Origin of the sequence: Streptomyces sp. NPDC048295 (assembly GCF_040652135.1) — a bacterium.
Lineage (GTDB): Bacteria > Actinomycetota > Actinomycetes > Streptomycetales > Streptomycetaceae > Streptomyces.
Map to the genome: position 1 here is coordinate 38,685 of NZ_JBEZLL010000013.1, position 22,009 is coordinate 60,693.

A 22,009-nucleotide genomic window follows, 5' to 3' on the forward strand; every position below is an offset into this window, starting at 1 on the left:
AGGATGACCTCGATCGTCCTCGTAGTCCTCGCCAACGCCAAGCTCCGGCCGGACGACGGGGCGTTCGTCATCCCGATGACGGCCGCGACCGTCCTGCTCGGCGTCGTCCCGCACGGCGGCACGCCGGAGTCCGTGGCCCGTCGGTCCACGCGCCGTGACTGGTCCGGCGCGCGGCATGCCCCGGTGGAGTCCGCCGGGTGACCGGCGCGGCGGCACCCGGCCACCGGGTCCGGGCCGCAGGGGAGGCCCGGCTCATGAGTGGGTGCCGTCAGCGGGTTGAGCGGCCCGGCACGGGAACAGCGCGCCGAGCCGTCCGCCGTCATGCCGCTCGCGTCGCTGACGCAGGACCAGGAGCTGGTTCTGCAGCGGGTGGCACCCGGGTCTCACGGGCCTCTCGGCGAAGCCCGCAGCGAGCGCGCGGCGGACATCAGTCACCGCCAGGTCCGTCCGAGTGAGCAGAGTGATCGTTTCTGTGGTGATGTTCCGCGCGGTGCCGGTGTGGCAGGTCACCGGCACCGCGCAGCCACACGTACAACCACCGTCATGATCAACCGTTTCGCGCGGCGCGGAGTGCCCGCGCTCGCCCTCGTTCCCCTGCTCCTGGCCGGACCCGCAGCGCTCCGGCCCGACTCCGCGGAGGCGCACTCCGCGTCGGACTCCCGCACCCCCGTCCAACTCCTCGCCGTCAACGACCTGCACGGCAACCTGCTCCCGGTGGACGGTGCGGCCGGACGCATCACCCACCGAGGCCCGGCGATCCAGGCCGGTGGGCTCGCCCAGATGGCCACGCTCCTCGACGAGGCCCGCGCGGGACGGCCCAACTCCCTCACCGTCGGCGCCGGCGACATGATCGGTGGCAGCCCGCTGCTCTCGGCACTCTTCCACGACGAGCCGACGGTCGACGCCCTCCAGGAACTCGGGCTCAGCACCACCTCTGTCGGCAACCACGAATTCGACGAGGGCCCGGCCGAGCTCCGGCGGATGGTCGACGGTGGCTGCCATCCGAAGGACGGCTGCGCCCCCGACACCCCGTACCAGGGCGCAGACTTCGCCTATCTCGCCGCCAACGTCACCGAACGCGGCAGTACGACCCCGCTGTTGCAGCCGTACACCATCAAGACCCTGCCCAACGGACAACGTATCGGTTTCATCGGTCTGGTCACCAAGGAAGCCCCCGGCTCCATCAACTCCGCCATGATCCGGGACCTCGAGTTCCACGACGAACTGCCGGTGATCGAGCGGTACTCGCAGGAGCTCACCCGGCAGGGCGTGCATGCCCAGGTCGTTCTCGTCCACGAGGGCGAGGCGGTCTCCGGTCAGGCCGGCGCGGGTTGCGACGACGGCGCCCCCGGCGCCGGGCTCGGCGGCCGGATCAAGGACATCGCCCGGCAGACGCTGCCGGCGGTCGACCTGATCATCAGTGGCCACTCCCACTCCTCCTACGAATGCACGGTGAACGACCCGGCCGGTCATCGGCGCCTGGTCACCCAGGCGGACTCCTTCGGCCGCTCCTTCACCGATCTGCGCTTCGACCTCGACGCCGCCGGGGAAGTGGTGCGCAGCACTGTACGGGCAGAGTTCCGCCCCGTACCGGTGGGCACCCCGCAGCAGCCGGCCATGGCCAAGCTCGTCGAGACCTGGCGGGCGCGCTCCGAGGACGTGGCGAACCGGGTCGTCGGCCACATCGCGGCAGACATCCCGGGTCGTGGTTCGCCCCTGCCCGAGACACCGCTGGGCAGCTTCATCACCGATGCGCAGGTCGCCGCAGGCAAGGTCCACGGAGCCGACCTCGCCCTCATGAACCCCGGCAGCATGCGTGCCGACCTCGTCTTCCACGACGGGGGTGCCGTCACGTACGCGGACGCCTACCGTGTCCAGCCCTTCGAAAGCCCGGTGTGGGTCCTGCCGGTGACCGGTGCACAGCTCATCACCGCACTCCGACAGCAGTTCACCGGAGTGAACGCCGACAGCCCGCGCTTTCTCCAGCTCTCCCGGGAACTCGACTACTCCGTCGACATGAGCCGTACCGGCGCCGACCGTCTCCTCGTGGACACCGTTCGGGTCAACGGACAGCCGGTGGACCGGGACGCCACGTACAAGGTGGCCCTGAACGAGTTCCTCGCCAACGGCGGCAACGGCTTCACCGTCTTCGGCGAGATCCCCACGAGAGAAGGGGGCGACGTCACGGAACTGGAGGCGCTGATCGGCCACCTCAAGACCACGACGGCCGACAACCCGGCCCTCCCCCCGGCACCGGGGCGCATCACTTTCGTCACCCATTGACCGCACGGGACCCGGCCCGTGGAACCGGACCACCGAAGACCGGTGGCCCGGTTCCACGGGCCGCATGACAGCCCTTTCCGTCAGACCGTCGCAGCGGCATCCGCGCCGAACCGGCGCAGGACGCTCGGCACTCTCATCGTCCCGCTCACGCGGAGTCTCCCCTTGATCAGGAGATCCGCCTTTGACCGGACACTCACGCGTAGCGGGCGTGCCCTATGTGCCACACGTAGGAGGCTGCGACGGCTTCCATCGCGTGAGCGTGATCCGCGAGTGCGTTCTTGCTGTCGGCGGCGAGTCGAGTGATGTGGATGCGTGCGGTGGAGGCTTGGTCTTCACACATGCGGGAGGCCAGGCGGAACGCCTCTTCGAGGCCGCACTCGCGGTCTCGGATCAGCAGTACCGGCAGGCTCACAGGAGTCGGGCCACCGCGACCCGCCTCCTTCGCATACGAGGCAAGGTCGTTGATCCACCCGGCAAGGTCGGCAACGGCCTTCTCCAGCTCCCGCACCGCTGCCGATGCGCGCTGGCTCTCGGTGAGTTCGTACCCGAGCGCGACTTCCGCGGTCGCCATGACAGTCCGGACGAAGACTGTGTGGGGGCGCATCGCACAATAGTCACTCAGACTGATCCGGTCCGGCCGGTCGAGGTGATGGGCCTCCCAGAGGATTCCGAAGAGATTGTCCCGCAGGTGCGCGGTGAGTCGTAGGTACTGCGTGGGCGTGGCCCGTTCCCGGAGCCGGTGGAGGAGGTCCCGCAGGGCGGCGGTGTAGGCGTCGTCATCGGACGCCGACTCGTCGTCGCCGGCCAGCAGACGGACACAGCGACTGATGCGACGGACCAGACGGGCGGGGTCACGGCCCCCTTCGGACTCGCCGTGCACGTCGTCGAACGCGGTGAGCCAGAGAAAGAGATCGGCGCAGAGGAACAAGCTGTCCCGGTCGGCCGTGGGCAGGACCCGGGCCACCCCTTGGGCCGTGATGTTGCAGAGGACCTTCGCCGAGCCGGGCGAACCGGTCAAGGGGAAGGTCCGGAGCCAGTTGGCGGTCTGCTCCTCGATGGCGTCGGCATACGGGCTGGTGGCGAAGGGGCCGGGGAAGGTGCCCCGGAGGTCGGGCATGGGCAGGGCACGCACGTCCGAGTCGCGGGTGTCGCTCATACGGCTGTCCCCGTGACGGCCCGCTGCCTGGTCTCGGCGACCATACGGGGGTCCGACGGGTGCACGGTGAGCAGTCCGACCGGCTCCACGGTGGCGCCGGGAACGGGCCGCAGCCGCCAGCGGGACGCGATGAACGCCGTGATGACGGTCCCCTCCGTCCAGGCGAACGCGTCGCCGATGCACATGCGTTTTCCCGACCCGAAGGGGATGAAGGCGCCCCTCGGCGGCTGGGGGCGTTCCGGCAGCCAGCGGTCGGGGTCGAAGCGCAGGGGGTCGGGGTACAGGGCCGGGTCGCGGTGCAGTGCGTAGGGACTCCACAACACTTGCTCCCCCGCAGGCAGGCAGACCTGTCCGAGGCGCACGGGCTCGGTGGCCTGTCGGGTCACCAGCCAGCCGGCGTGGTGCAGGCGCAGGGTTTCACTGACCAGTCTGCGGGTGAAGGCGAGCCGGGGGACGTGCTCGGCGGTGATCGGGCCCTCTCCTACCACGGAGTCGACCTCCTCGTGCAGCCTGCGCTCCAGCTCGGGGTCGCGGCCCAGCTCGTGGAACAGCCAGGCCAGCATGACTCCGGTCGTCTCGGAGCCTGCGGCCAGCAGCCCGATGATCTCCGACAGGATCTCGTTGTCGGGCAGTGGTGCACCGGTTTCGTCCCGGGCCTCCAGGAGCAGCGTCACGAGGTCGTCGTGGGCGTCGGGGTCCGCCCGGCGTTCCGCGATGATGTCCGCCACTTCGCTGCGCAGCAGGCTGCGGGCTGCCTTGAGCTTCCGGTTGCTGCGGGTGGGCAGCCGTTCCAGAGAGGACACGGGCACCATGGTGCGCCAGATGGCGGCTGTGAAGACCGTGTCGACGGCGTCGAGGATCGCGCGCGCCCGCTCCTGCTCCGCGCGGAAGGAGCACAGCACTGACATGGCCACGTCCTGGGCCAAGAGCCCCATCTCGGTCTTCAGGTCGAGCAGTTCCCCCTCACGCCAGCCCGTGATGGAAGGCTCCACTGTTTCCCGCATCGTGTCGACGTACCCGCTGACCTGTTCGCGGTGGAAGGCGGGCTGGAGCAGACGGCGCCGCCGCAAGTGGGGCGCGCCCTCCGCGACGGGCAGGGCCGACTGACCGAAGAGCTTGAGCTTCTCGCCCAGCAACCCTTTGGAAAAGGAGCCGGACTTGCTGGTGAGCATCTCGTGGATCAGTTCATGCGAATTGACCACGGTCACCTTCTTGGGGCCGACCGACATACGGACGATCGGCCCGTATGTGCGGAGGCGTTCGACGAACTCCAGGCGGTCTTTGATCAGGGGGACAACGTGTCCGATGAGCGGCAGCCGCCCCGGAGCGGTCGGCGGAACGTCCATGTCGGCAGTCACATCTATGTCGGCAGTCACGCCTCCGTCCTTTCCACATCCGCTTCCGTACATGCGGCTGTGGGACGTGCCCGCAGCAGCTCCCGCGCAGCGAGCACCTCCGCTTCGATCACTGCGGTGGGCGCATACAGGGTTTTGTCATGCCACAGGGCGGGGTGCCGGTGGCCGGGGTGCGAAGCGGTGCGCAGATACGTTTCGGCAAGATCCAGGGCCCGGTTGTGCTGTGGCAGCGGTGTGAGGGTGGCGGCGCTCAGCAGGATTTTGACGGCGTATGCGGTTTCTTCGACGGTGCTGCCCCACACGCCCCAGGAGCCGTCGGCATGCTGAGTGTCAGTGGTCCACGCGGCAGCGCTCTGGACGGCCCTGGACGCGTGGGGGCCGCCGTACTGTGCGAGCGCGGTGACGCTTCGCGCGGTGGCGTAGTAGGGGGAGGCGTGCCATTTGTCGGTCCAGTGCCCTTCTGGTTGCTGCTGGCCGGTCAGCCAGTCGCACAGCTTCGCCGCCAGGGGGCCGTAGGTGTGCTCTGCCGTCGGGCGGCGCCGCAGGTGGCTCACGAGGGCCTGGAGGGCGTGGGCGTTCGCGGTGACCGATCCGGTGTCCTCACCGATGTAGCAGTCGTAGTGGCTGCCGTTGTGGAACAGGTCCAGGGGCGCCGGGTCGTACGGCAGGCCGACGAGCGAGGCAACCAGCACCGCCATGGCGGTGTCGTCGGCATCGGTCATGAGGCCGGGCGCGCCGCGCACGCCCTGGGGGTCGTAGATCTCCTCGGCCCACCCGCGGACAGTGGGAAGCGCGGCAGCGGGCAGGTGGGCGCGCGCCAGCGCGGCGGCGACCCACAGCCGTTCGACCACGCGGAGGGGCGCGGCCTCGGGGAAGAGGCCGCCATAGCGCTGGGCCACTGCGGTGAGGTCGGCGACGGCCTGGGCGGTAGTGGCAGGTGACCGTGCTGCCCGTGCCGCGGTGGCGGCCGGCGAGCTGCCCAGCAGGCCTTCGACGTCAGGGACGAGAGCCGGCGGTACGTAGCTCGCTATGCCCTCGAACGTGTGGTGAAACTTGACGGGCAGGCTGCCCGTCGGCTCGTACCGCTCGACCACACGAGCAGGTGCCGATTCGTGGAAGCCGCCCGGTACCGGCAGCCGGGGGCCACAGACACCTGGCATGTCCTCGCCGGTGGTCGGAGACCCCAACTTCTCGTTGATCCTGGCTACCAGGCTGGGTACGAGTATTTCCGCTGCTGCCGTGTCCGGCCACCGGCACACCGGTGGCAGCGATCGCAACGCGTCGAGGCCCCGGTTCACCGAGGCCGTGAGCCGGCCGGTGACCTCTGCGGACGTCGTGCCCCTTCGCAGGACCGCCAGCGCGGCCTCCACCCCGCTGAGTGTCGGCAGGAGCCGGTAGGGCAGCGGCCCCTCCCCCCAACTGCCTTCAGGCGCCTGCTGTTCCAGCAGGTATGTGATCCGCCGTGGCTCCCCGGGCAGCCACGGTGCCGCAGAGAGAACGCGGGACGTCTCGTACAGGGATGGGCTGACGCTTCCCCATCCGTCCTGGTCGGTGCTGGCCACCAGGCTGTTGGCTCGTTCGGCGTAGGACGTTCCGATGGGCGTGCTGATGCTCATGGGGCGACTTCCTCCTCGGAGTTCTGATGACGGTGCGAGGCGATCCCTTATGTCTGTCTGGCCGTTGCGTCCAGGGCGAGCCGGCGCAGGGAGGCTGTCGCACTTCCCGGGAAGGGAGCGTTGTCCAGGGCGGCGAGGGCGGCGGCCCGTCGTGCGCTGATCATCTCCTCCACGGTCTGCCGTGCGCCGGTGGAATCCAGGATCGTGCGGACGGCGGCGGCATGTTCCTCGTCGAGGTCGCTTCGGCCGACGAGCTCGCGCAGTGTTTTCAGTTCGCCCGTGGAGGCTCGCCGGACCGCGAGCGCCATCAGGACGGTGGCCTTGCCTTCGCGCAGGTCGTCCAGTATCGGTTTGCCTGTCTTGGCGGGGTCACCGAAGACCCCGAGCAGATCGTCCCGCAGCTGAAACGCTTCTCCTAGTGGTATGCCGAAGGCGGTACAAGCATCGAGTACGGGCGGCGTGGCTCCGGCCACCGCCGCCCCTATGTGCAAGGGCCGTTCTATGGTGTATTTAGCTGTCTTGTATCGAATGACATGTAGCGCCGTATCCACGTCGCCGGTAATGCGGCCGGTGGTCTGCAGGTCCAGGAGCTGGCCGTACATGACCTCGCTCCGCATTTCGGCCACCAGCGGCAGCACCTGCGCCAGCCGCCCCGGGCTGAGGTCCGCTGTGCGCAGGAGTTCATCGGACCACACCAGGGCCAGGTCTCCGAGAAGGACGGCCGCGCCCAGACCGTGCGCCTGTGCCCTGCTCCCCGGGCCGCCGCTGTCGGTGTACGCGGTGGCCAGTGCACGGTGGGCGGAGGGCCGGCCGCGGCGGATGTCGCTGTCATCCATCACATCGTCGTGTACCAGGGCGAAGACCTGGAAGAGTTCGAGGCTGGCGGCAGCGCGAACGGCAGCAGTCATGTCGCCTGTCGCTCCGGCCGCTTGCCATCCGTACAGGCACAGCAGGGACCGCAGTCGTTTTCCACCGGTCAGGAGCCCGCGCAGGGCGGTGGTCAGGTGGAGCAGCTCGGTTCCTGGCGCAGCACGTTCCTTGGCGTCCAGGAATCCGGTCAGAGCCGCGCCCACCTTCTGTCGTAGGGAAGAGAGCTCGGGCGGTGCGGTGGGAAGGGTTTGTGTCACCGGCGGTTGATCCTCCTTCGTTCGAGAACCGTCGTTGCGGTTCCGTTCTTGCAGAGGACGGGCCAACGGACCCGCGTCTCCTTTCCTGGGCTGTCGCGGTGGTGCCGGCCGGTTGCCGGACGGGCACCACCGCGACGTGTCGATCGACGGCAGGTGATACGGCCTCTACGCCTCGGTCCTGCCTGACATCGGGGCCGGCGGCGTTTCCCGCTAGGGGTGGGAGGGGCTCCGGCTCCAGGGGGTGGCCCCGTCGGCGTCGGGGGTCAGCGGGGTGAACCGCGCCGGTAGCGCGGTGAGCGTCCGGTGGACGGCCCCAGGACGGTAGGTCAGCTTGTCGGCGGGAACGCCCAGTTCGATGTCCGGCAGGTAGGTCAGCAGCCTCTCGATCGCGGCGGTGGCGATCAGTGTGGCGACGTCACGGGCGGGACAGGTATGGGGCCCGGCGGCGAAGGCCAGGTGCGCCTTGTTCCCGGAGCGGTAGCCGTCCGCCGGGATGCCTGAGTGGGGGCAGGTGTTGGCGGCGGCGTACGACACCATGACAGGCGACCCTGCGGGGATGCGAGCGCCGTGGAAGGTCACGTCCTTCTTGGGGAAGTGGACGCTGTAGTTGGCCAGTGGCGCGTCGTGCCACAGCGCATCATCGATGGCGTGCTGGATGGGCAGGCTCCCGGTGGTCAGGGTGCCGAAATAGCGGTCGTCGCTGAGCATACGGACGAGCGTGTTGGCAATGAGGTTGCACAGCGGCTCGTTCCCGGCCCCGAGGGTGATGAGGATCTGGTTGACGGCTTCCTCCTGGCTCAGCCCATTGGGATGATCGATGAACCAGGAAGTCAGATCGTGGCCGCGCCGTTTCGCCTTGGTCCCGTAGAGGTTTTCGAGGTAGGCGCCGAACGCCTGCCCGCCCATTGCCTGCTTCTCCGGATCGCTGTCCATCATTGCCGCGAGCGCCCACACAAGCCGCGGGCCCTCCTCGTCCGGCATGCCGAACAGAGCATTGAAGACCATCAGGGGCAGTTGCTGCGCGTACTGACGGACGAGGTCGACCGTCCCGGTATCAGCGAATTCCTGAAGCAGCGTGTCGGCGAAGCGGAATGTCAGGACGCGCAGATCATTGGGATCCAGGAGGCCGAAGCTGTCCGTGATGACACGTCGCAGGTGCGCGTGTGCCTCGCCGTCGGCGAAGAACAGACTCGGACGCCATTCGACCAGGGGCCGGATCGGGCTGTCCTCCGGCACCTGCGGCAGCCAGCCCCGGGTGTCCTTGGTCCACGTATCGGCGTCCTGGAGGAGGTCGAGGGCTGCCCGGTAGTCGGTGACCAGGTGGACCACGACACCGGGGGCCACCTCGGCCACGCCGACCGGCCCCTGCCTGCGCAGCAGTTCATAGCTGCGCTGCGGGTTCGCTGCGTGCTCGGCCCCGTGCAGGGACACGGGGGCTTCGGTTGGTGCGAGTGTCACGAGGCTTCGACTCCGGCAACGGATATGGAATGGGCGGTCAGTTGGGCGAGGGCGTGCAGGCCGCTGTTCTTCTCTCGTGCGTCACAGGTGACCAGTGGAGTCTCCGGGGCGAGGTCGAGCTTCGAACGGATGAGCGACAGATCGTACTTGGGTGAGTCAGGGAAGACATTGACAGCGACGGCGTACGGCAAACCGCGTTCCTCGATGAGTTCCATCACCTCCCAGGAGTCCTTGAGTCGCCGGGTGTCGACCAGGACGAGGGCACCGAGTGCTCCGAACGCGATGCCTTCCCACAGCGGAAGGAAGCGGCGCTGCCCCGGAGTTCCGTACAGGTACAGGACGATCTTGTCGCCCGGCAGCGTCAGACGGCCGAAGTCGATGGCGACCGTGGTGGTGGTCTTGTCGCGCAGGACATCGTGACTGAGGTCATCGGTGGCGACCGCCGCGTTCGTCATGACCTCGTCGGTGTGCAGGGTAGGAATCTGCGACAGCGACTTGACTACGGTCGTCTTGCCGATACCGAGCGGGCCGGCAACGAGGATCTTGATCCTTCGGTGTTCCCCCTCAGGCAGGTAGACGGGAGGCGAGCTAGGCGGCAAGGAGAGCGTGGAGTCCACTCAGAACCTCTTCCAGGACTTCTTTCGACGGTCGGCCATCGTTCGACGCCCGGAGGGCGTCGGGAATCGGGACGGTGGCTTTTAACTGACCGTCACTGACAAGTTGTTCGGCGAGCACCAGAGTCACGCTCACCGGCAGACCGAGATAGCCGGCCAGTTCGACGACACTGAGAGATCCGTCGGTGAGCAGCTCGATCACGCGCTGATGCACCGCTGTGTGGTACCTGGCGAGGGGCAGACCGCTGGCACGCAGAGCAGCCAGCGAATCGAGCGTGCCCGAGAGGCCGACGCCGGGGCTGGTACCGGTCGCAAGGTAGGCCGGCAGCAGCCGTCGCTGTTCCTGGCCGCGGCTCATGACGCCCCGTCGTTGGTACGGGCCGGAACGGACATTATCTGTTCCCCGAGTTTCATTGCCTGGCGGGCCATGGTGGCCGCGACCACCCCCATGGGCATGTTCTCGTCCCCCGCCGCCGCGATCAGGGTGTTGGTTCCTTCACCGACCGGCATGACCATGTAGGTGCCCCGGTCGTTGTGTGAGGTGACGGTGGTGAGTGGAGTGCTCGGAGGGGCTCCCAGAACGGCGTTGGTGGCGGCGCGAGAGGCGGAGTGCAGCGCGGCGGTCATCGCACCGATGCCGTCTGCCTCGTCCTTGGTGAGGTTCTCGGAGGTGGCCTGGACCATCCCGTCGAGGGTCATGGTCAAGGCGTGCCGGACACCACGGATTTCGGTGATGGGCTTCAGGACCCAGGCGGACGGACCGGTCATTTCGTGGGTTTCAGGCATGGTCACAGTGTTTACTCCGAATCGCTGACGGACCGGCCGTTGGTGAGGCCACTTTGGAAATCGCTCCAGATGGCACCGGTGTTTTCCGGGTCCAAGGGGCGGGGAGCCGCTGCTGCTGCGGCGTCACCGGTGGCTGTCGCAGAGAAACGGCGGCGGCGCTGCGGCAGCTCCGCCGCGGCGGTCGGTGCGGGCGGGTTCTCGGGCGGGTTCGTGGGCGAGCCGGCAGCGGTGGGCCGCTTGTGGGCCTGCGGCGCCACGGCGGGTTGGGGAGCCATGACCGACGGAGGTGTGGCGTTCTCGTCGATCGACGTCAGCAGGTTCTCGGGAACGGACACCACAGCGCGCACCCCGCCATAGGGAGAGGAAGTGTCGATGGAGACGTGGAGGCCGTAGTCGGCGACGAGCCGGCCGATGGCGGCGAAGCCCATGGACGGCGGGTCGCCGAGCTCGAGGAGCATCACTTCCTGCTGTTCACCCGATATCAGACCTCGGCCGCGGGCGAGCGCCTCCGAGGTCATGCCCTTGCCTGCGTCGTCGATCGTGATGCACACACTGCCGTTGCCGGTCTGGACCAAGCCGACGTCCACCATGAGGTCGTCGCGGGAATGCTCCAGGGCGTTGGCCATCAGCTCGGCGCAGACCACAGCAACCGGCTCGGCCGCGCGCCCGACCACACCAATGTTGGAAAGGCCCAGCCGAGACACGATGTTGATGCGGTCGAAGCCGCGCAGTCGGGAGGAGGCGCCACTGACGACCTCGCTCACGTAGGTGTCCTTGCGGACGTGACCGGGCCAGCCTCCGCACACGATGGCGGATCTCTGCGTGAGGCGCAGGTTCTGCTCATTGAGGTGATCGGACTCAAGCAGGCTCTGCGTCAGACGGGGCGGCGCGCTGAACTCGTGTTGCAGACCCACGATATTGGTCTGCAACCGGTAGGAGAGGGCCTGGGACTCCTGAGTTGCACCACGCAGGGCAGCGCGAGCAGCGGCGTCGATGCGGCGCCGTTCCTTGAGGACGATGTCGGACACAGCCGCGGGCAGGGCGTCGAGGAGCCGTGCGGCCTCGGACCCCGCGAGGTTCTTGTGCAGCAGCCCGGGGACCGGGTGATGAGAGCTGATCAGGTGCAGTGCGAGAGCGGGAAGCCGATCCGAGACGAGGTGACGCACTTCGTCGAGAAGCTCCGCCTCGCGGGTCTTGAGCTCCTCCGTCCGGGACTCCGCGGCCTGCCTGTTGTGTGCCTCGGTCCGTGCCCGGCCTTCGGCAACCTGCGCACGGGAGTTGGCGGCCTGCGCCTCTGCGGACGAGTCTCTGCCCCGCCGTACGTGCTGGCGGCGCGAGCGTGCCAGGAGCAGCGCCCACACTGCTAGGAGGAGGGACAAGACGCCGAGGGCAAGGGCGATTTTTGAGGACAAGGTCACGGAGTGTGGTCCTAGGGGTCGGTCGAGCCTCCGAAGAACAGCACAGCGGTTCACGCCCCTGCAGGGGCGGTGAGTGCGGCCTCCGGAGAGCTGGTGTACAGGAGAACAATGTGGCAATTGGTGAATAGTGCGGGGTTCGTTCGTGCAGGGCGGAGAAGTTCCGCCGCGGACACGCGACTGCGAGGCTCAGGCGGAGCCTGGTGTATCGCCCGGGCCGGCCAAAGCCCAAGCGGCGCCGTCCCACGGGCGGCGTCGGCCGTCCGGTCGGCCCTCGCACGACTCCCGGCCGGGGAAACGGCTGCCGGGCGGAGCCCGCTGAACGCGAACGAACAGGTTCATCAGAGCTCCGTCGAGGACTGCGAACGTCGGCTACATCGAGTGCTTCCCGCCATCGCACGCAGTCGACTCGCGGCTTTGCCAATTCCTAAAGCTCGTTTAGCTTACTGGAGTTGATCTGCTCACGCGTCCATGGTGTGACCGCGCGGCCACGAACAGGACGATCTCTGCTCGCCGGGATCCGGCTGCCGACACGGCGTAGGAAATGGCGCGTTCAGGCAGCTCGACGTATCGCCCCGTACCGGATGATCGTCCGCGGCGGGGCCAATGGAGGCGACACCGGCCGGGAAGCCTTGCTTCCGCTTGTCGCCCTTGTTCTCCTCCCGGCTTCTTCTGTCCTGGCGAACCAGAGCGATCCGGTTCGCCCGGTGATCCCGACCGACTCTTGCGGTGCCCCGGCAGCACGTCCTTCGGTCATCCGACCGGGCCTCTGCTTTCCGGACCCATCCGCTGAACTTGGACCGAAGTTTCCCGTCGAATGTGAGCGGGCCTGGGGAGTCCTTGCAGGAAACCAGGGAGGGGACGGTGATGGGGGGTGGGGTTCCCGGGTCGGGACGCGAGCAGATCCGCGTGGTGCCCGGAGATTCCGGGCTGTTGCTCGCGCCCGGGGTGCCGCCGCGGCTCGTCGGCATCGCGGGCGCAGGGCCCGGATGCTCGCTGCGCGAGGGTACCGAGCGGTTCGGCCGCGCGCTCATCGACGCCGTCCAGCACCGGGTCCGCACGGGTGACTGCCTGACGTGGCCGGGATTCCGGATTGCTCCGAGGTGGATCAGTGGGGCCGGGCCGTGCCTGGTGCCGGCAGCGCCACCTGGGGGAGGCGGGGATCGGGGGCGGAGGGGGTGATGTCGGCGGTTTCCACCAGTCGTCGGAGCGCTGCGTCGTGCAGGCGCCGCTCGATGTCCGCGGAGGCGCGGCCGCCCGCGAGGCTGGTCCGCTCGCGCAGGTCCTTGGTGCGGTCGTACAGCTCGGGCTGTTCGTAGAGCCGCCACGCGTAGGTCCAGTCCTTGTCCCGTACCGCGACCGCCTTGCCGACCAGTTCGGGCTGTTCGTGATGGAGGGCTTCCTTCAGGCCGTGGGGGAAGCCGGGGCGTTCCATCTGCGATTCCTCGCTCCACCGTGAAGCCAGCAGTGGCTGAACACGATCGGCCGCCCGGAGCCCCGGTCCTCGTAGAAGATCTCGGTGCCGTCCTGTGCGGTGATGAAAGGCATGGCGCGATTCCTCGCGATCGCATCGGCATCGGACATGCCGGTCGGCGGCGAGCCGGGACTTCCCGGGCCTTTCAGTGCGGAGTGCGGACTGTCTCCAGCAGCCGGGGCAGGACTCGCCCCGGCGGGCAGCCGGCTGCAACGTTCCGCAGCACAAACGGCGCCGCTCGAGGGTGCCGGCCGTGGTCGCTGCGTGGACGAGGCCCCGAACACTGGCCCCGACGGGGGCCGCGCCGACCATGGCGTCCGTGCCGGGTCCGTCTTCCAGCTTTGCGCAGCCGACACGCTCCTGCATCATCTGATCCATCCTGAGCTGCGAAGAACCTGTTCACATGCACAACCACGGCATCCGTTGCAGGCTGGCAGGGACAGAGACGTACTCCGCGGGTGTGCTGACGCGTACGCCGGCATCGCCCGGCCTGCATCGCCCGGCCCGGGGGTGTCCACGAGATGGCAGGCACCGGCAGGAAGGATGTGCGATGGAGATCAGGGGATCGGTCGCCCTGGTGACAGGAGCCAATCGTGGCATCGGCCGCGCATTCGCGCGTGCGCTGATCGACCACGGAGCAGCCAAGGTCTACGCCGCCGTCCGCGATCCGGCCGCCGTGAGCGATGAAGACTTGACTCCGATGCGTTTGGACGTCACCAGGCCGGAGGAGATTGCCGCGGCAGCGGCCGCCGCAGGGGACACCACCATTGTGGTCAACAACGCAGGCGTCGGAGGATTCAGCACCAAGCTGCTGACAGGCTCCTTCGACGGCGCACGCCTGGCGATGGACGTCAACTTCTTCGGCACCTGGGCCGTCTCCCGCGCTTTCGCTCCCGTCCTTGCCCGCAATGGTGGCGGTGCCCTGGTGAACATGCTGTCGGCCGCCTCCTGGGCCTCGCGGCCGGACTATCCGGGATATGCCGCCTCCAAGGCCGCCCAGTGGTCATTGACGGGTGCCCTGCGAGACGGTCTGCGCGAACAGGGGACGCTCGTGATCGGCGTCCATGCCAGTTTCGTGGAGACGGAACTCAGCTCCTTTACGGACGCACCGAAGGCCGACGCGGCCGATGTCGCTGAGCAGACCATGGAAGCCCTGGCGAATGACCGTGTGGAGGTCCTCACCGACGAGCGGACCAGGCAGGTCAAACACGCTCTTTCGCAACCGCCGGGGAGCGATGCTTGACGGCTGCGTCGAGTCAGGAGCCTCCCGCAGCCGCGGTGGCACCCTGGACGATGAGGTCGGCCACGGCGTCGGGGCGGGCGATGAGGGACACGTGACAGGAGTCGATCTCCTTCGTGTGGGAGTGGGCCCGTTCGGCCTCGAAGCGCTCCTGCTCGGGGCTGATGGTCATGTCCTGCCGTCCCACCAGGGCCCAGGACGGAATCTCCTTCCAGGCCGCGACCTTGGCCGTCTCGGAGAACGCGGTCGTGGCTGCCGGGCGCTGGGTGACACCCAACAGTTCCGCCTGGCTCTCCGGCAGGCAGTTGGCGAAGACCTGGTGGATCTTGTCCCGCTTGAGGTACAGGTCGGTGCCGCTGGCGTCGGCCGTCCGATACGGCACGGATTTCGTGGCGGTGCCCAGGGCGGTGGGGAAGCGGGCGGACAGCGACATACCGCTCTCACCGACGTCGGGCATCTGTGCGTTGATGTAGATCAGGGATTTGACCTGGGGGTTCCTCGCTGCGGCAGTACTGATGACGGCACCGCCGTAGGAGTGGCCGGCCAGTACGATCGGGCCTTTGACCGTCTTCAGGACGGAGGCGATGTATGCGGAATCGCTGTACAGGCCGCGCAGCGGGTTGGCCGGGGCCATCACGGTGTAACCGCGGCGCTGCAGCCGCTCGATCACCCCGTTCCAACTGGAGCTGTCGGCGAAGGCGCCGTGGACCAGGACTACGGTCGGCTTGGTGGTGTTCGCACCGTCGTCCGCTGCCACCGGGATCGTGGTCAGCGCGGACAGGGTGGCGACTGCGCACCCTGCCGTCGCCACGCGCAGCGCTCGGCTTCGGAGCAGTGAGCCACGTATCGCGGGTACTGTCATGCCGACCTCACTCTCGATAGGGGTCTGCGTCATCTCAGCGTTCACGCGGTAGACCGGATGGGCCAGGCATTGACGTCCGAACGGGTGACTTCGGCGCTGCACCGGAGTGACATCCCGCATCAGCTGTGATCGCTCCCGCCGGGGAGCCGGAGACGGAGCGCCGGCCGAGCATGGTTGTGGCAGCGGACGGACGAGGAGGGGCGGGCCGTGTCCTCGTCGCGGACCTCGAAGCCGTCGGCACGTTTCCTTGTCGAGTGCGGCATCAGTGGGGCCCGGGTGCCATTTCGAGGCCCGCTCAATCGCTTGTGGGCTCGTGGTCGAGGCGGGAGACCTGGTAGTGGGCGATGGCCCAGCCACGGTCCGTCTGCTGCAACAGGACGCTGAGGTGGACGGGGCGCGTGGGGCGGTCGGGGAAGGAGAATTCGACGCTCAGGTAGCCGAGGATCAGGCCCTCGGCCGGGCGCCGGGTTTCGAGTATGCGATAGTCGGCGGCCATGCCGAGGGGTTGTGCGCCGTAGTAGGCGGCGATGCCGGGGCGGCCGACGCTGTAGGGGCGCAGGCCCTGGAAGATGGCGTCCTCGGTGAAGTGGGCGGCGACCTGGTCGGGCTGGTGCTTGTCGACAGCGTCCTTCCAGCCGTTGAGGACCCCGAGCAGAATCGTCTCGTCGTCCTTGGTGACGTTGTTCATGGCGGTTCTCCCGAAGTCAGGAGTGATCTGGTGGTCGGGGGTCAGTGGCCGGCGCTCATGCCGCCGTCGACGTGGAGGATCTCTCCGGTCACGAACGGTGCGTTCTCCAGATAGAGGACGGCGTCGACGATGTCGCCGATCTCGCCCATGCGGCCGACGGGGTGCAGGCCGGCGAGGAAGGAGTGGCTCTCCTCGGCGTGCATCGGCGTACGGATGGTGCCCGGGGAGACGGCATTGGCGCGGATACCGCGGGTGGCGTATTCGATGGCGAGGGACTTGGTGGCGGACTGCAGGCCGCCCTTGGTCAGCGAAGCGAGCACGGACGGGACCCTGGCGTCCGCGTTGTCGACCAGGCTGGTGGTGATGGTGACGATGTGCCCGCCGCCCTGGGCGAGCATCTGGCCGACGGCGAGCTGGGTGAGGCGGAAGAAGCCGGTCAGGTTCACGCCGGTCAGCGCGGCGTAGTCCGCAGGGGTGTAATCGGTGAACGGCTTGGCGACGAAGAGGCCGGCGTTGTTGACGAGCGTGTCGATCCGGCCGAAACGTTCGATGGCGCCGGAGACGATGCGTTCGGCGGTGGCAGGGTCTGCGATGTCACCCGCGACGGTCATCACGCCCCCGTCGTGGGCGGGGGCGATGGCGCGCGAGGTGGCGACGACGGCGTGGCCGAGCCTGCGGTACGCGTCGACCAGACCGGCGCCGATGCCCTGCGAGGCTCCGGTGATCACGGCGACCTTCTGCTGCTCCTGCATGCCCATGGCATACCTCCGAGGGGGCGGCCGAGCACACGTGCGCACTCGGCGCGGATGGGGGTCTCTCGACCTCGGCACGGGCCGCCGGTCGACTCCTCGACGGCAGGCAGAACAGCGAAGCATCGGCGTCTGGTGCGCCGCCGACGAGGCCGAACTCCGCGAGAAGGTCCTCGGAAGCCTCCCGCTGCACCCGTGGATGACTCTCACCGTGACCGCGCTGGAATCCCATCCGAACGACCCCGGCCACCCGTCGTGAAAGTCGTTCACCTTCCGGTGGAGGAAAGGAAGCGTGCCTACAGGGGCAGCGTCGACTCGGCCGGTCAAGTCCGGGTGCAGCCCCGTACGCGTGGCTACCCGCAGAGGTCGATTTCGACGACACACGGTGCGCGGGCGCCGGAAGGCGTCCTGGACGAGCTCTGGAACGTTGCCAGTGCCAAGCTCGGCGGCCACGGTTAAAAGGAGGCGCAGGTCAGGCAGAGTTCCTCGCCCATCACAGAAACCATCTGGGGTTCTACAGGCGGGCCGCTGCAGCAGGCCACGCCGTGGTCACAGCCGTACGGGCTTGAGATGTGGTCACATGCCGCTCACCACCATTCGTTGAGGACTGCGGCCAGCACGGTTGCCTCGTAGCGAACGGCGAGCTTGTGGTGCCTCACTGCTACGGCCCGGTAGCGCTTGAGGCGGTTGATTCCGCACTCGACCGCGCGACGCTCGCGGTAGTCGGTCTTGCCGAACTTGTGTGGCGACGGCGGTTCGCACTCACTGGTGCTCCCGCAGTAGAGCCAGTCGCCGTTTGTACTCGTCCTCGTCGATCTCCCCGCGGGCGAACCGCTCGGCGAGCAGGTCCTCGGCTCGTCTGCTTGGCCGCCCCCACTCAGCCGACGGGGGCGGCGGCCCTGCCTGGTGGCTGCGGCGGGTGGTGGCGAGGTAATGGAGGAGTGCGATGAGACCGGCGATGACCAGGCCCCAGAACAGCACCATGATCGCGGTCATGATGAGCCAGCCACCCCAGCTCCAGCCGCCGTCGTACCACATCACGCCGGTCACCTTCCTCGGCCATCAGGCGCCTGTATGCCTTTCCAGTGTGCGTCAGCGCGGGCCTCGTCGCAGAGGACGCGGAATCCCTGCCCAGCGCGTGAACGGGCCCGTCCGTCAGGGAAGCGATGCCTTGTGAGGATGGCTATGGCGTCAGGGGATACCGGCTGCCCGCAGTTGCGCCGCCAGGTCGGCGGGGATCGGCATGGGGGTGGTCAGCCCGACGGGGACGGCGGCCGGTGTTGCCGCTCGGTCGCTCCCGGCTGCCGAGCCGGGAGCGGCCACCGCCAGGCGCACGAGCTGGCCGAGGGCTTCACGGAGGTCTCCCTCGCGTACGGCGAGGGGGAGCACGACCGAGTGGGTGCGGGTACGGGTGCGGTGGCCGGGCCAGGGCTGGGACAGGATGAGCGCGCGCTCGGCGCACTGGCAGCGGGCACGGGGCTGCGGCAGCGTGCGGCAAGGCTCCATGGTTCAGGATTTTCTGAATTCAACTATCTGTGTGTCGTGGTGTCCACGCTGAGTCTCTCCATCGATCGCGATGCCCTGATCCGCTTCGGCCGGGCGCTGGCCGACCTGATCCGTTGCCGCATCTTGCTCGCCCTGCGTGATGCCCCGCCTCCTCCGCCGACATCCTCAGGATCTCCGCACCCGGCTGTCGAACCGCCCGGCCTGCCTGCGCGACTGCGGGTTGGTCGTCATCGCTTCCGACGGCCGCCGCACCCGGTACGAGCTTGCGGACGAGCGCCTTGGCCACGCGCTCGACAACCTGCGTAAGCGTCTCCTTTTCCGCGCTCGCCGCGTGATGTCCCCGCCGATGCTGTCCGTGCCCTGGCCGGGACCGGCGAGGGCGCGGACGCCCTCGTCATCGCCGCCCTGTCGCTGGCGATCACGCCGTTCCTGGCCGCCGCCCAGCGCCGAGCCGGACGTGAACTCGGCGCGCGCTCGCCGGAGTCCACCTTGTCGCGCTCGTCCGCTCCTGCGCCAGGTTCGAGAACGGCGTCCTCATCGAACGCATGGAGTGCACCGCAGTGTGATCGGATTCGTGGCTGGGCTCACCGATCGCTCAGCAAGGTGACGAAGCGACCGAGGGTCTCGTCCCCAGCGCGACTGTCGGCGAGTTCCGTGCACAGCGTAGGAAAATCAGCCCAGGCCTCGCCCAAGACGTTCCACCTGGCAAGGCTGCTATGCCCGTCGCAGATTCGGACTTCATCGACCCACCGGTCGAGCCCATCGCCCATCGAGTAGACGAAGAAATGTGCGTCCTCCACAGCTGGGGCCAGCAGCTCGATGAGGCGGTGAAGGTTGCGAATATCGATGTAACAGACGTCCGACAGCATCTCCCAGCAGAGGTAGTCCGCTTCCGGCGGGCCCAGATCGAACTCCCATCCTCTCCCGTGGACCCCCTGGTTGAGCAGATGGACGGGCCAGACCTGCCCAGGCACCTCGGCGGTCAGTACCGAGAGTGTCTCCTCGACCAGGGACCGCCACCCGGCGCGCACTTGAGTGAACGTCCGATGCTGGTCAGGCCACGGCGACACCTGCGGAAATCGCAACCGGAACCGCCCGCACCAGCGATCATCTCGCCCGGTGACGAACGTCTCCGGCAGTTCAACCGGGTAGGGCCCTCTCATCCGTTGAGCATAACGGGGACTTGAGGAGGGGCCTCTTCGAGCGCCCCGAGATACGGCCGCCAGCATGCGCTATCCGGAAGACACAACTATTGACAATTGCTCCCCCTGCCGGCCGCAGACCGACCGCAAGCCGGGGCCGGCCCGGATCGGCTCGATCGTGGACCTGCCCGCTTCCACCGAGGTGCTGGGAATGTCAGGTGTTCTGATCGGGTCAACGCGAGCAGTTCATCTGACCGAATCGACGCACCAGCCCTAGGTTCTTCCACAGAACCGGGTGAGCCCTTCGTAAGGGGGGCTCGCCCAAAGGTGTCGGGCGTGGCCTTGAACCCTCTGCCGACGACGGCGGGTATCGATGCGCTGGTAACCGAACTCCGAAGCCTCGGAGCTCGGAGGTCGGTAATTGCAGACCGTGGCCCATGGGAACATGGCGTCGGGTGGGGCGGGTGGGGGTGAAGAGTACGTGAACGGCAGGAAGAAGCGGTCGCCGAGGCTACACGTGAAGGAACTGAAGAGCCCTCACGGTCTGTGGGAGCCGCGGGCGATCACTGTTTCGATGGCGGCGGTGCTGATGATGGCTCCGACGGCCTTGGAGATCGTGGGCTTCGTGGAGATGGCAGGGGAGTCTCCGATGCGCAGTGAGGGCCCCGGCATCACGCTGTTGGTGTTTCCTTTCCTGCTCTGCTTCGGTCTTCCCGCGTCGCTGGTGGGCACGATGTTCGGGGTGTTGCCGACGTTGTCGGCCGCCGTGTGGGCGGGGCGGTGGTGTGCCGGTCGGTACGTGAAGTGGCGGATTTTGATGGTGGCCAGTTGTTGGGCGGCCGCGGTGGCGCTGTGGCCGGCGGTGACAGGTGGCGGACCGGGGGCCTGGCTGCGGATGTGGTTGTCCGGCACGGCGGCGCTGCTGACTCGCTGGGCCCTCACCCGTGGACGCCCGTACAGGACGGTTATCGGGATCGGCCTGCTGTCGGCGGTCACCGTGGTCGCCGTGGGGTCTTTGGCCTATGGAACCGGGCTGGTGGAGGAGTACTCACCACCCCCGGTCCACGCATCGGACCTGGCCGGCACATGGAACGACGGGCATGGCGGCACGCTGCGACTGGACACAGAGGGGCGTGCGGTCGCCACCAGTACCTGGGGCGACGGCAGTGCAGTGGGCTCGTCGGACGAGCGATGTGAAGGCTCCGGCACGTGGAGGTTCGCATCGGACGACAACCCCTGGCTGCAGAGCGTCAACGTCGATGTCGGCGATTGCTGGCCGGGTCAGTGGACACTGGGCGGCACGGCTGGCCACCTCAAACTGAACTACGAGTACGGAGATCCGGATTCACCCGACTGGTACGTGCTTACCCGGTGAGAAGGGCAGGCGCATCGGCTGGTGCGCAGTACCTGCATTGAGCTGAGCATCGTAGTTGGCCACTGCGGCGAAGCCATCGCCATGGCCACTACCCCAGATATCCGGCTCATCGTCGCCCTGGCAGCCGTCCACGCGGCACGGCCGAAGACGATTCGTACCATGCAGCGGGGCGACGTCGACCTGGGCAACCGGGCGGATCGGCATGCGGCGTTCCTGCGGTTCGCGGAGAACGTTCCGTTCGCGGTGGGTACGCGCGGTGGATGCGATGGACTGGAGAGCCGTGGACTGGGCGGTGGCACATGCGGCTGCGGTCGCCAGGCACGTGGCGGGCGAGCCTGTTACTGGAAGCCGAGCTGTACGCGGCCACCGGTATGGCTCCGCTGAACCCCCACCTGCCCCCGCACCCCGGGCGAGGCGCCGCGTGACCGGTGGGTCAGCCACACGGGCATCGAGCCAGCACGAAGGCACGGCGTCGACGGCCCGGTCGGGGAGGAACGCCCTCTCAAGGGCCGCCTGCAGAGTGATGTAACTGTGCCGCGCAGGGACGTCTCGGTTCCTTGGAGCAGTTCCGAGCATGGGCCGGGCACCGTAGCTTGATGGGGACTGTTCAGTCCAGCCGGTCGTACGCGCCCGCCTCCCAGTCCGCGAACAGCGTCAGTGCCTCCGCTGTCTCGGTACGTTCCGGCGACGTGGAAGTGGCCGGCCACCAGTTCTCCACCTGATGTGCGCCCACGAGGACGAAGTCCCGGTATCCCTCGAAGTCGCCAGGATCGTCCGCCACGCCGATGTGGATGGGCGCGTCATCGGGCAGGTTCTTGAGCGCGTCGCGAAGCTGCGCGGCGCTCCAGACCTGCGGGGTGTGCTCGAAGACATCGGTCATGGGCACAGCGTGCTGGACCGGGCCGCGTTCTCCAGTGGAGACACGACTGCGCCCGGGCCGGAGCACCGCTCTGGAGCACATTGCCGGGTGAAGAACCGTGGTGGATCAGCAGTTCGGCGCGGCCAGGTGATGGCCTGCCACGTCTGTTCGGGCGTACGGCTCATCGGCCGACAGGAACGGTGTCAGCGTTCCCAGGCGGCCGAAGTGAGCAACAATCACGCAGGCATGACGCTGCTGAGTACATCTTCGCCGGACTCCACGAGCCGAGGCGAGCTTTGGTCCG

Annotated in this window: 21 protein-coding genes and 4 pseudogenes; 7 read left to right on the forward strand and 18 right to left on the reverse strand. The window is 68.1% G+C overall.

What is annotated here, in order from left to right:
* Nucleotides 1-3 precede the first annotated feature (3 nt).
* Nucleotides 4-201 (forward strand): hypothetical protein, encoded by a 198-nt coding sequence (locus AB0D53_RS20255; RefSeq protein WP_362448349.1) that lies wholly within the window; start codon nt 4-6, stop codon nt 199-201.
* Between the two features lie 342 nt (nt 202-543).
* Nucleotides 544-2,283 (forward strand): bifunctional metallophosphatase/5'-nucleotidase, encoded by a 1,740-nt coding sequence (locus tag AB0D53_RS20260; protein WP_362448352.1) that lies wholly within the window; start codon nt 544-546, stop codon nt 2,281-2,283.
* 193 nt (nt 2,284-2,476) lie between these two features.
* Here AB0D53_RS20260 and AB0D53_RS20265 read toward each other — a convergent pair whose 3' ends face one another.
* The 11 genes and pseudogenes from AB0D53_RS20265 to AB0D53_RS20315 all read right to left on the reverse strand — a co-directional run.
* Entirely contained in the window at nt 2,477-3,439 is a 963-nt protein-coding gene (locus AB0D53_RS20265; protein WP_362448355.1) for a terpene synthase family protein, read from the reverse strand.
* A complete protein-coding gene (locus AB0D53_RS20270) occupies nt 3,436-4,815 on the reverse strand; it encodes a cytochrome P450 (protein ID WP_362448358.1) in 1,380 nt (459 codons plus the stop codon). Before AB0D53_RS20270 ends, AB0D53_RS20265 begins: the two co-directional genes overlap by 4 nt.
* The gene (locus tag AB0D53_RS20275; protein ID WP_362448361.1) at nt 4,812-6,410 is read right to left on the reverse strand and encodes a prenyltransferase/squalene oxidase repeat-containing protein; all 1,599 of its coding nucleotides are present in this window, start codon (nt 6,408-6,410) and stop codon (nt 4,812-4,814) included. Before AB0D53_RS20275 ends, AB0D53_RS20270 begins: the two co-directional genes overlap by 4 nt.
* 47 nt (nt 6,411-6,457) lie before the next feature.
* Nucleotides 6,458-7,603, reverse strand: coding sequence for a polyprenyl synthetase family protein (locus AB0D53_RS20280; RefSeq protein ID WP_362448364.1), 1,146 nt, complete (start codon nt 7,601-7,603; stop codon nt 6,458-6,460).
* Between the two features lie 144 nt (nt 7,604-7,747).
* Complete coding sequence (locus tag AB0D53_RS20285; protein WP_362448367.1) at nt 7,748-8,995, reverse strand: cytochrome P450; 1,248 nt, start codon at nt 8,993-8,995, stop codon at nt 7,748-7,750.
* Nucleotides 8,992-9,543 carry an ATP/GTP-binding protein gene (locus AB0D53_RS20290; protein ID WP_362448772.1) on the reverse strand — a complete coding sequence of 184 codons (552 nt, stop codon included), beginning with the start codon at nt 9,541-9,543 and terminating at the stop codon, nt 8,992-8,994. Before AB0D53_RS20290 ends, AB0D53_RS20285 begins: the two co-directional genes overlap by 4 nt.
* Nucleotides 9,544-9,583: 40 nt before the next feature.
* Nucleotides 9,584-9,967, reverse strand: coding sequence for a DUF742 domain-containing protein (locus AB0D53_RS20295; RefSeq protein ID WP_329815333.1), 384 nt, complete (start codon nt 9,965-9,967; stop codon nt 9,584-9,586).
* On the reverse strand, nt 9,964-10,395 hold the full coding sequence (locus AB0D53_RS20300; protein ID WP_362448371.1) for a roadblock/LC7 domain-containing protein: 432 nt from the start codon (nt 10,393-10,395) through the stop codon (nt 9,964-9,966). Before AB0D53_RS20300 ends, AB0D53_RS20295 begins: the two co-directional genes overlap by 4 nt.
* Before the next feature lie 11 nt (nt 10,396-10,406).
* Nucleotides 10,407-11,813 (reverse strand): sensor histidine kinase, encoded by a 1,407-nt coding sequence (locus tag AB0D53_RS20305; protein ID WP_362448374.1) that lies wholly within the window; start codon nt 11,811-11,813, stop codon nt 10,407-10,409.
* Nucleotides 11,814-12,918: 1,105 nt separating this feature from the next.
* A complete protein-coding gene (locus tag AB0D53_RS20310; protein WP_362448377.1) occupies nt 12,919-13,245 on the reverse strand; it encodes a hypothetical protein in 327 nt (108 codons plus the stop codon).
* A gap of 26 nt (nt 13,246-13,271) precedes the next feature.
* Nucleotides 13,272-13,358, reverse strand: a pseudogene (locus AB0D53_RS20315) (alpha/beta hydrolase); the annotation flags it as partial.
* Between the two features lie 476 nt (nt 13,359-13,834).
* On the opposite strand from AB0D53_RS20315, the gene AB0D53_RS20320 reads away from it, so the two are divergent.
* The gene (locus tag AB0D53_RS20320; RefSeq protein WP_362448380.1) at nt 13,835-14,527 is read left to right on the forward strand and encodes an SDR family oxidoreductase; all 693 of its coding nucleotides are present in this window, start codon (nt 13,835-13,837) and stop codon (nt 14,525-14,527) included.
* 13 nt (nt 14,528-14,540) lie between these two features.
* On the opposite strand, the gene AB0D53_RS20325 is transcribed toward AB0D53_RS20320, so the two are convergent.
* The 3 genes from AB0D53_RS20325 to AB0D53_RS20335 all read right to left on the reverse strand — a co-directional run bounded on the left by AB0D53_RS20325 (nt 14,541) and on the right by AB0D53_RS20335 (nt 16,832).
* On the reverse strand, nt 14,541-15,386 hold the full coding sequence (locus AB0D53_RS20325) for an alpha/beta hydrolase (protein ID WP_362448383.1): 846 nt from the start codon (nt 15,384-15,386) through the stop codon (nt 14,541-14,543).
* Nucleotides 15,387-15,681: 295 nt separating this feature from the next.
* Complete coding sequence (locus AB0D53_RS20330) at nt 15,682-16,074, reverse strand: hypothetical protein (RefSeq protein WP_362448386.1); 393 nt, start codon at nt 16,072-16,074, stop codon at nt 15,682-15,684.
* A gap of 41 nt (nt 16,075-16,115) precedes the next feature.
* Nucleotides 16,116-16,832, reverse strand: coding sequence for an SDR family oxidoreductase (locus AB0D53_RS20335; RefSeq protein WP_362448389.1), 717 nt, complete (start codon nt 16,830-16,832; stop codon nt 16,116-16,118).
* Between the two features lie 103 nt (nt 16,833-16,935).
* Between AB0D53_RS20335 and AB0D53_RS20340 the strand changes: the two are divergent.
* Nucleotides 16,936-17,082 (forward strand): annotated as a pseudogene (locus AB0D53_RS20340) (muconolactone Delta-isomerase family protein); the annotation flags it as partial.
* Nucleotides 17,083-17,585: 503 nt separating this feature from the next.
* On the opposite strand, the gene AB0D53_RS20345 reads toward AB0D53_RS20340, so the two are convergent.
* Nucleotides 17,586-17,861 (reverse strand): hypothetical protein, encoded by a 276-nt coding sequence (locus AB0D53_RS20345; protein WP_362448775.1) that lies wholly within the window; start codon nt 17,859-17,861, stop codon nt 17,586-17,588.
* 153 nt (nt 17,862-18,014) lie between these two features.
* A complete protein-coding gene (locus tag AB0D53_RS20350) occupies nt 18,015-18,329 on the reverse strand; it encodes a DUF3703 domain-containing protein (protein WP_362448392.1) in 315 nt (104 codons plus the stop codon).
* A gap of 48 nt (nt 18,330-18,377) precedes the next feature.
* Here AB0D53_RS20350 and AB0D53_RS20355 point away from each other — a divergent pair.
* A pseudogene (locus tag AB0D53_RS20355) lies at nt 18,378-18,645 on the forward strand (transcriptional regulator); the annotation flags it as partial.
* Nucleotides 18,632-18,806: pseudogene (locus AB0D53_RS20360) on the forward strand (cation transporter); the annotation flags it as partial. The pseudogenes AB0D53_RS20355 and AB0D53_RS20360, both read left to right, overlap by 14 nt.
* Before the next feature lie 107 nt (nt 18,807-18,913).
* On the opposite strand, the gene AB0D53_RS20365 reads toward AB0D53_RS20360, so the two are convergent.
* Nucleotides 18,914-19,492: a hypothetical protein gene (locus AB0D53_RS20365; protein WP_362448395.1), complete on the reverse strand. Its 579-nt coding sequence runs from the start codon at nt 19,490-19,492 to the stop codon at nt 18,914-18,916.
* 496 nt (nt 19,493-19,988) lie between these two features.
* Between AB0D53_RS20365 and AB0D53_RS20370 the strand changes: the two genes are divergently transcribed.
* Nucleotides 19,989-20,846, forward strand: a complete 858-nt coding sequence (locus AB0D53_RS20370) for a hypothetical protein (protein ID WP_362448398.1) — start codon at nt 19,989-19,991, stop codon at nt 20,844-20,846.
* 607 nt (nt 20,847-21,453) lie between these two features.
* On the opposite strand, the gene AB0D53_RS20375 is transcribed toward AB0D53_RS20370, so the two are convergent.
* Entirely contained in the window at nt 21,454-21,726 is a 273-nt protein-coding gene (locus tag AB0D53_RS20375; RefSeq protein ID WP_362448401.1) for a DUF6225 family protein, read from the reverse strand.
* Between the last annotated feature and the right edge of the window lie 283 nt (nt 21,727-22,009).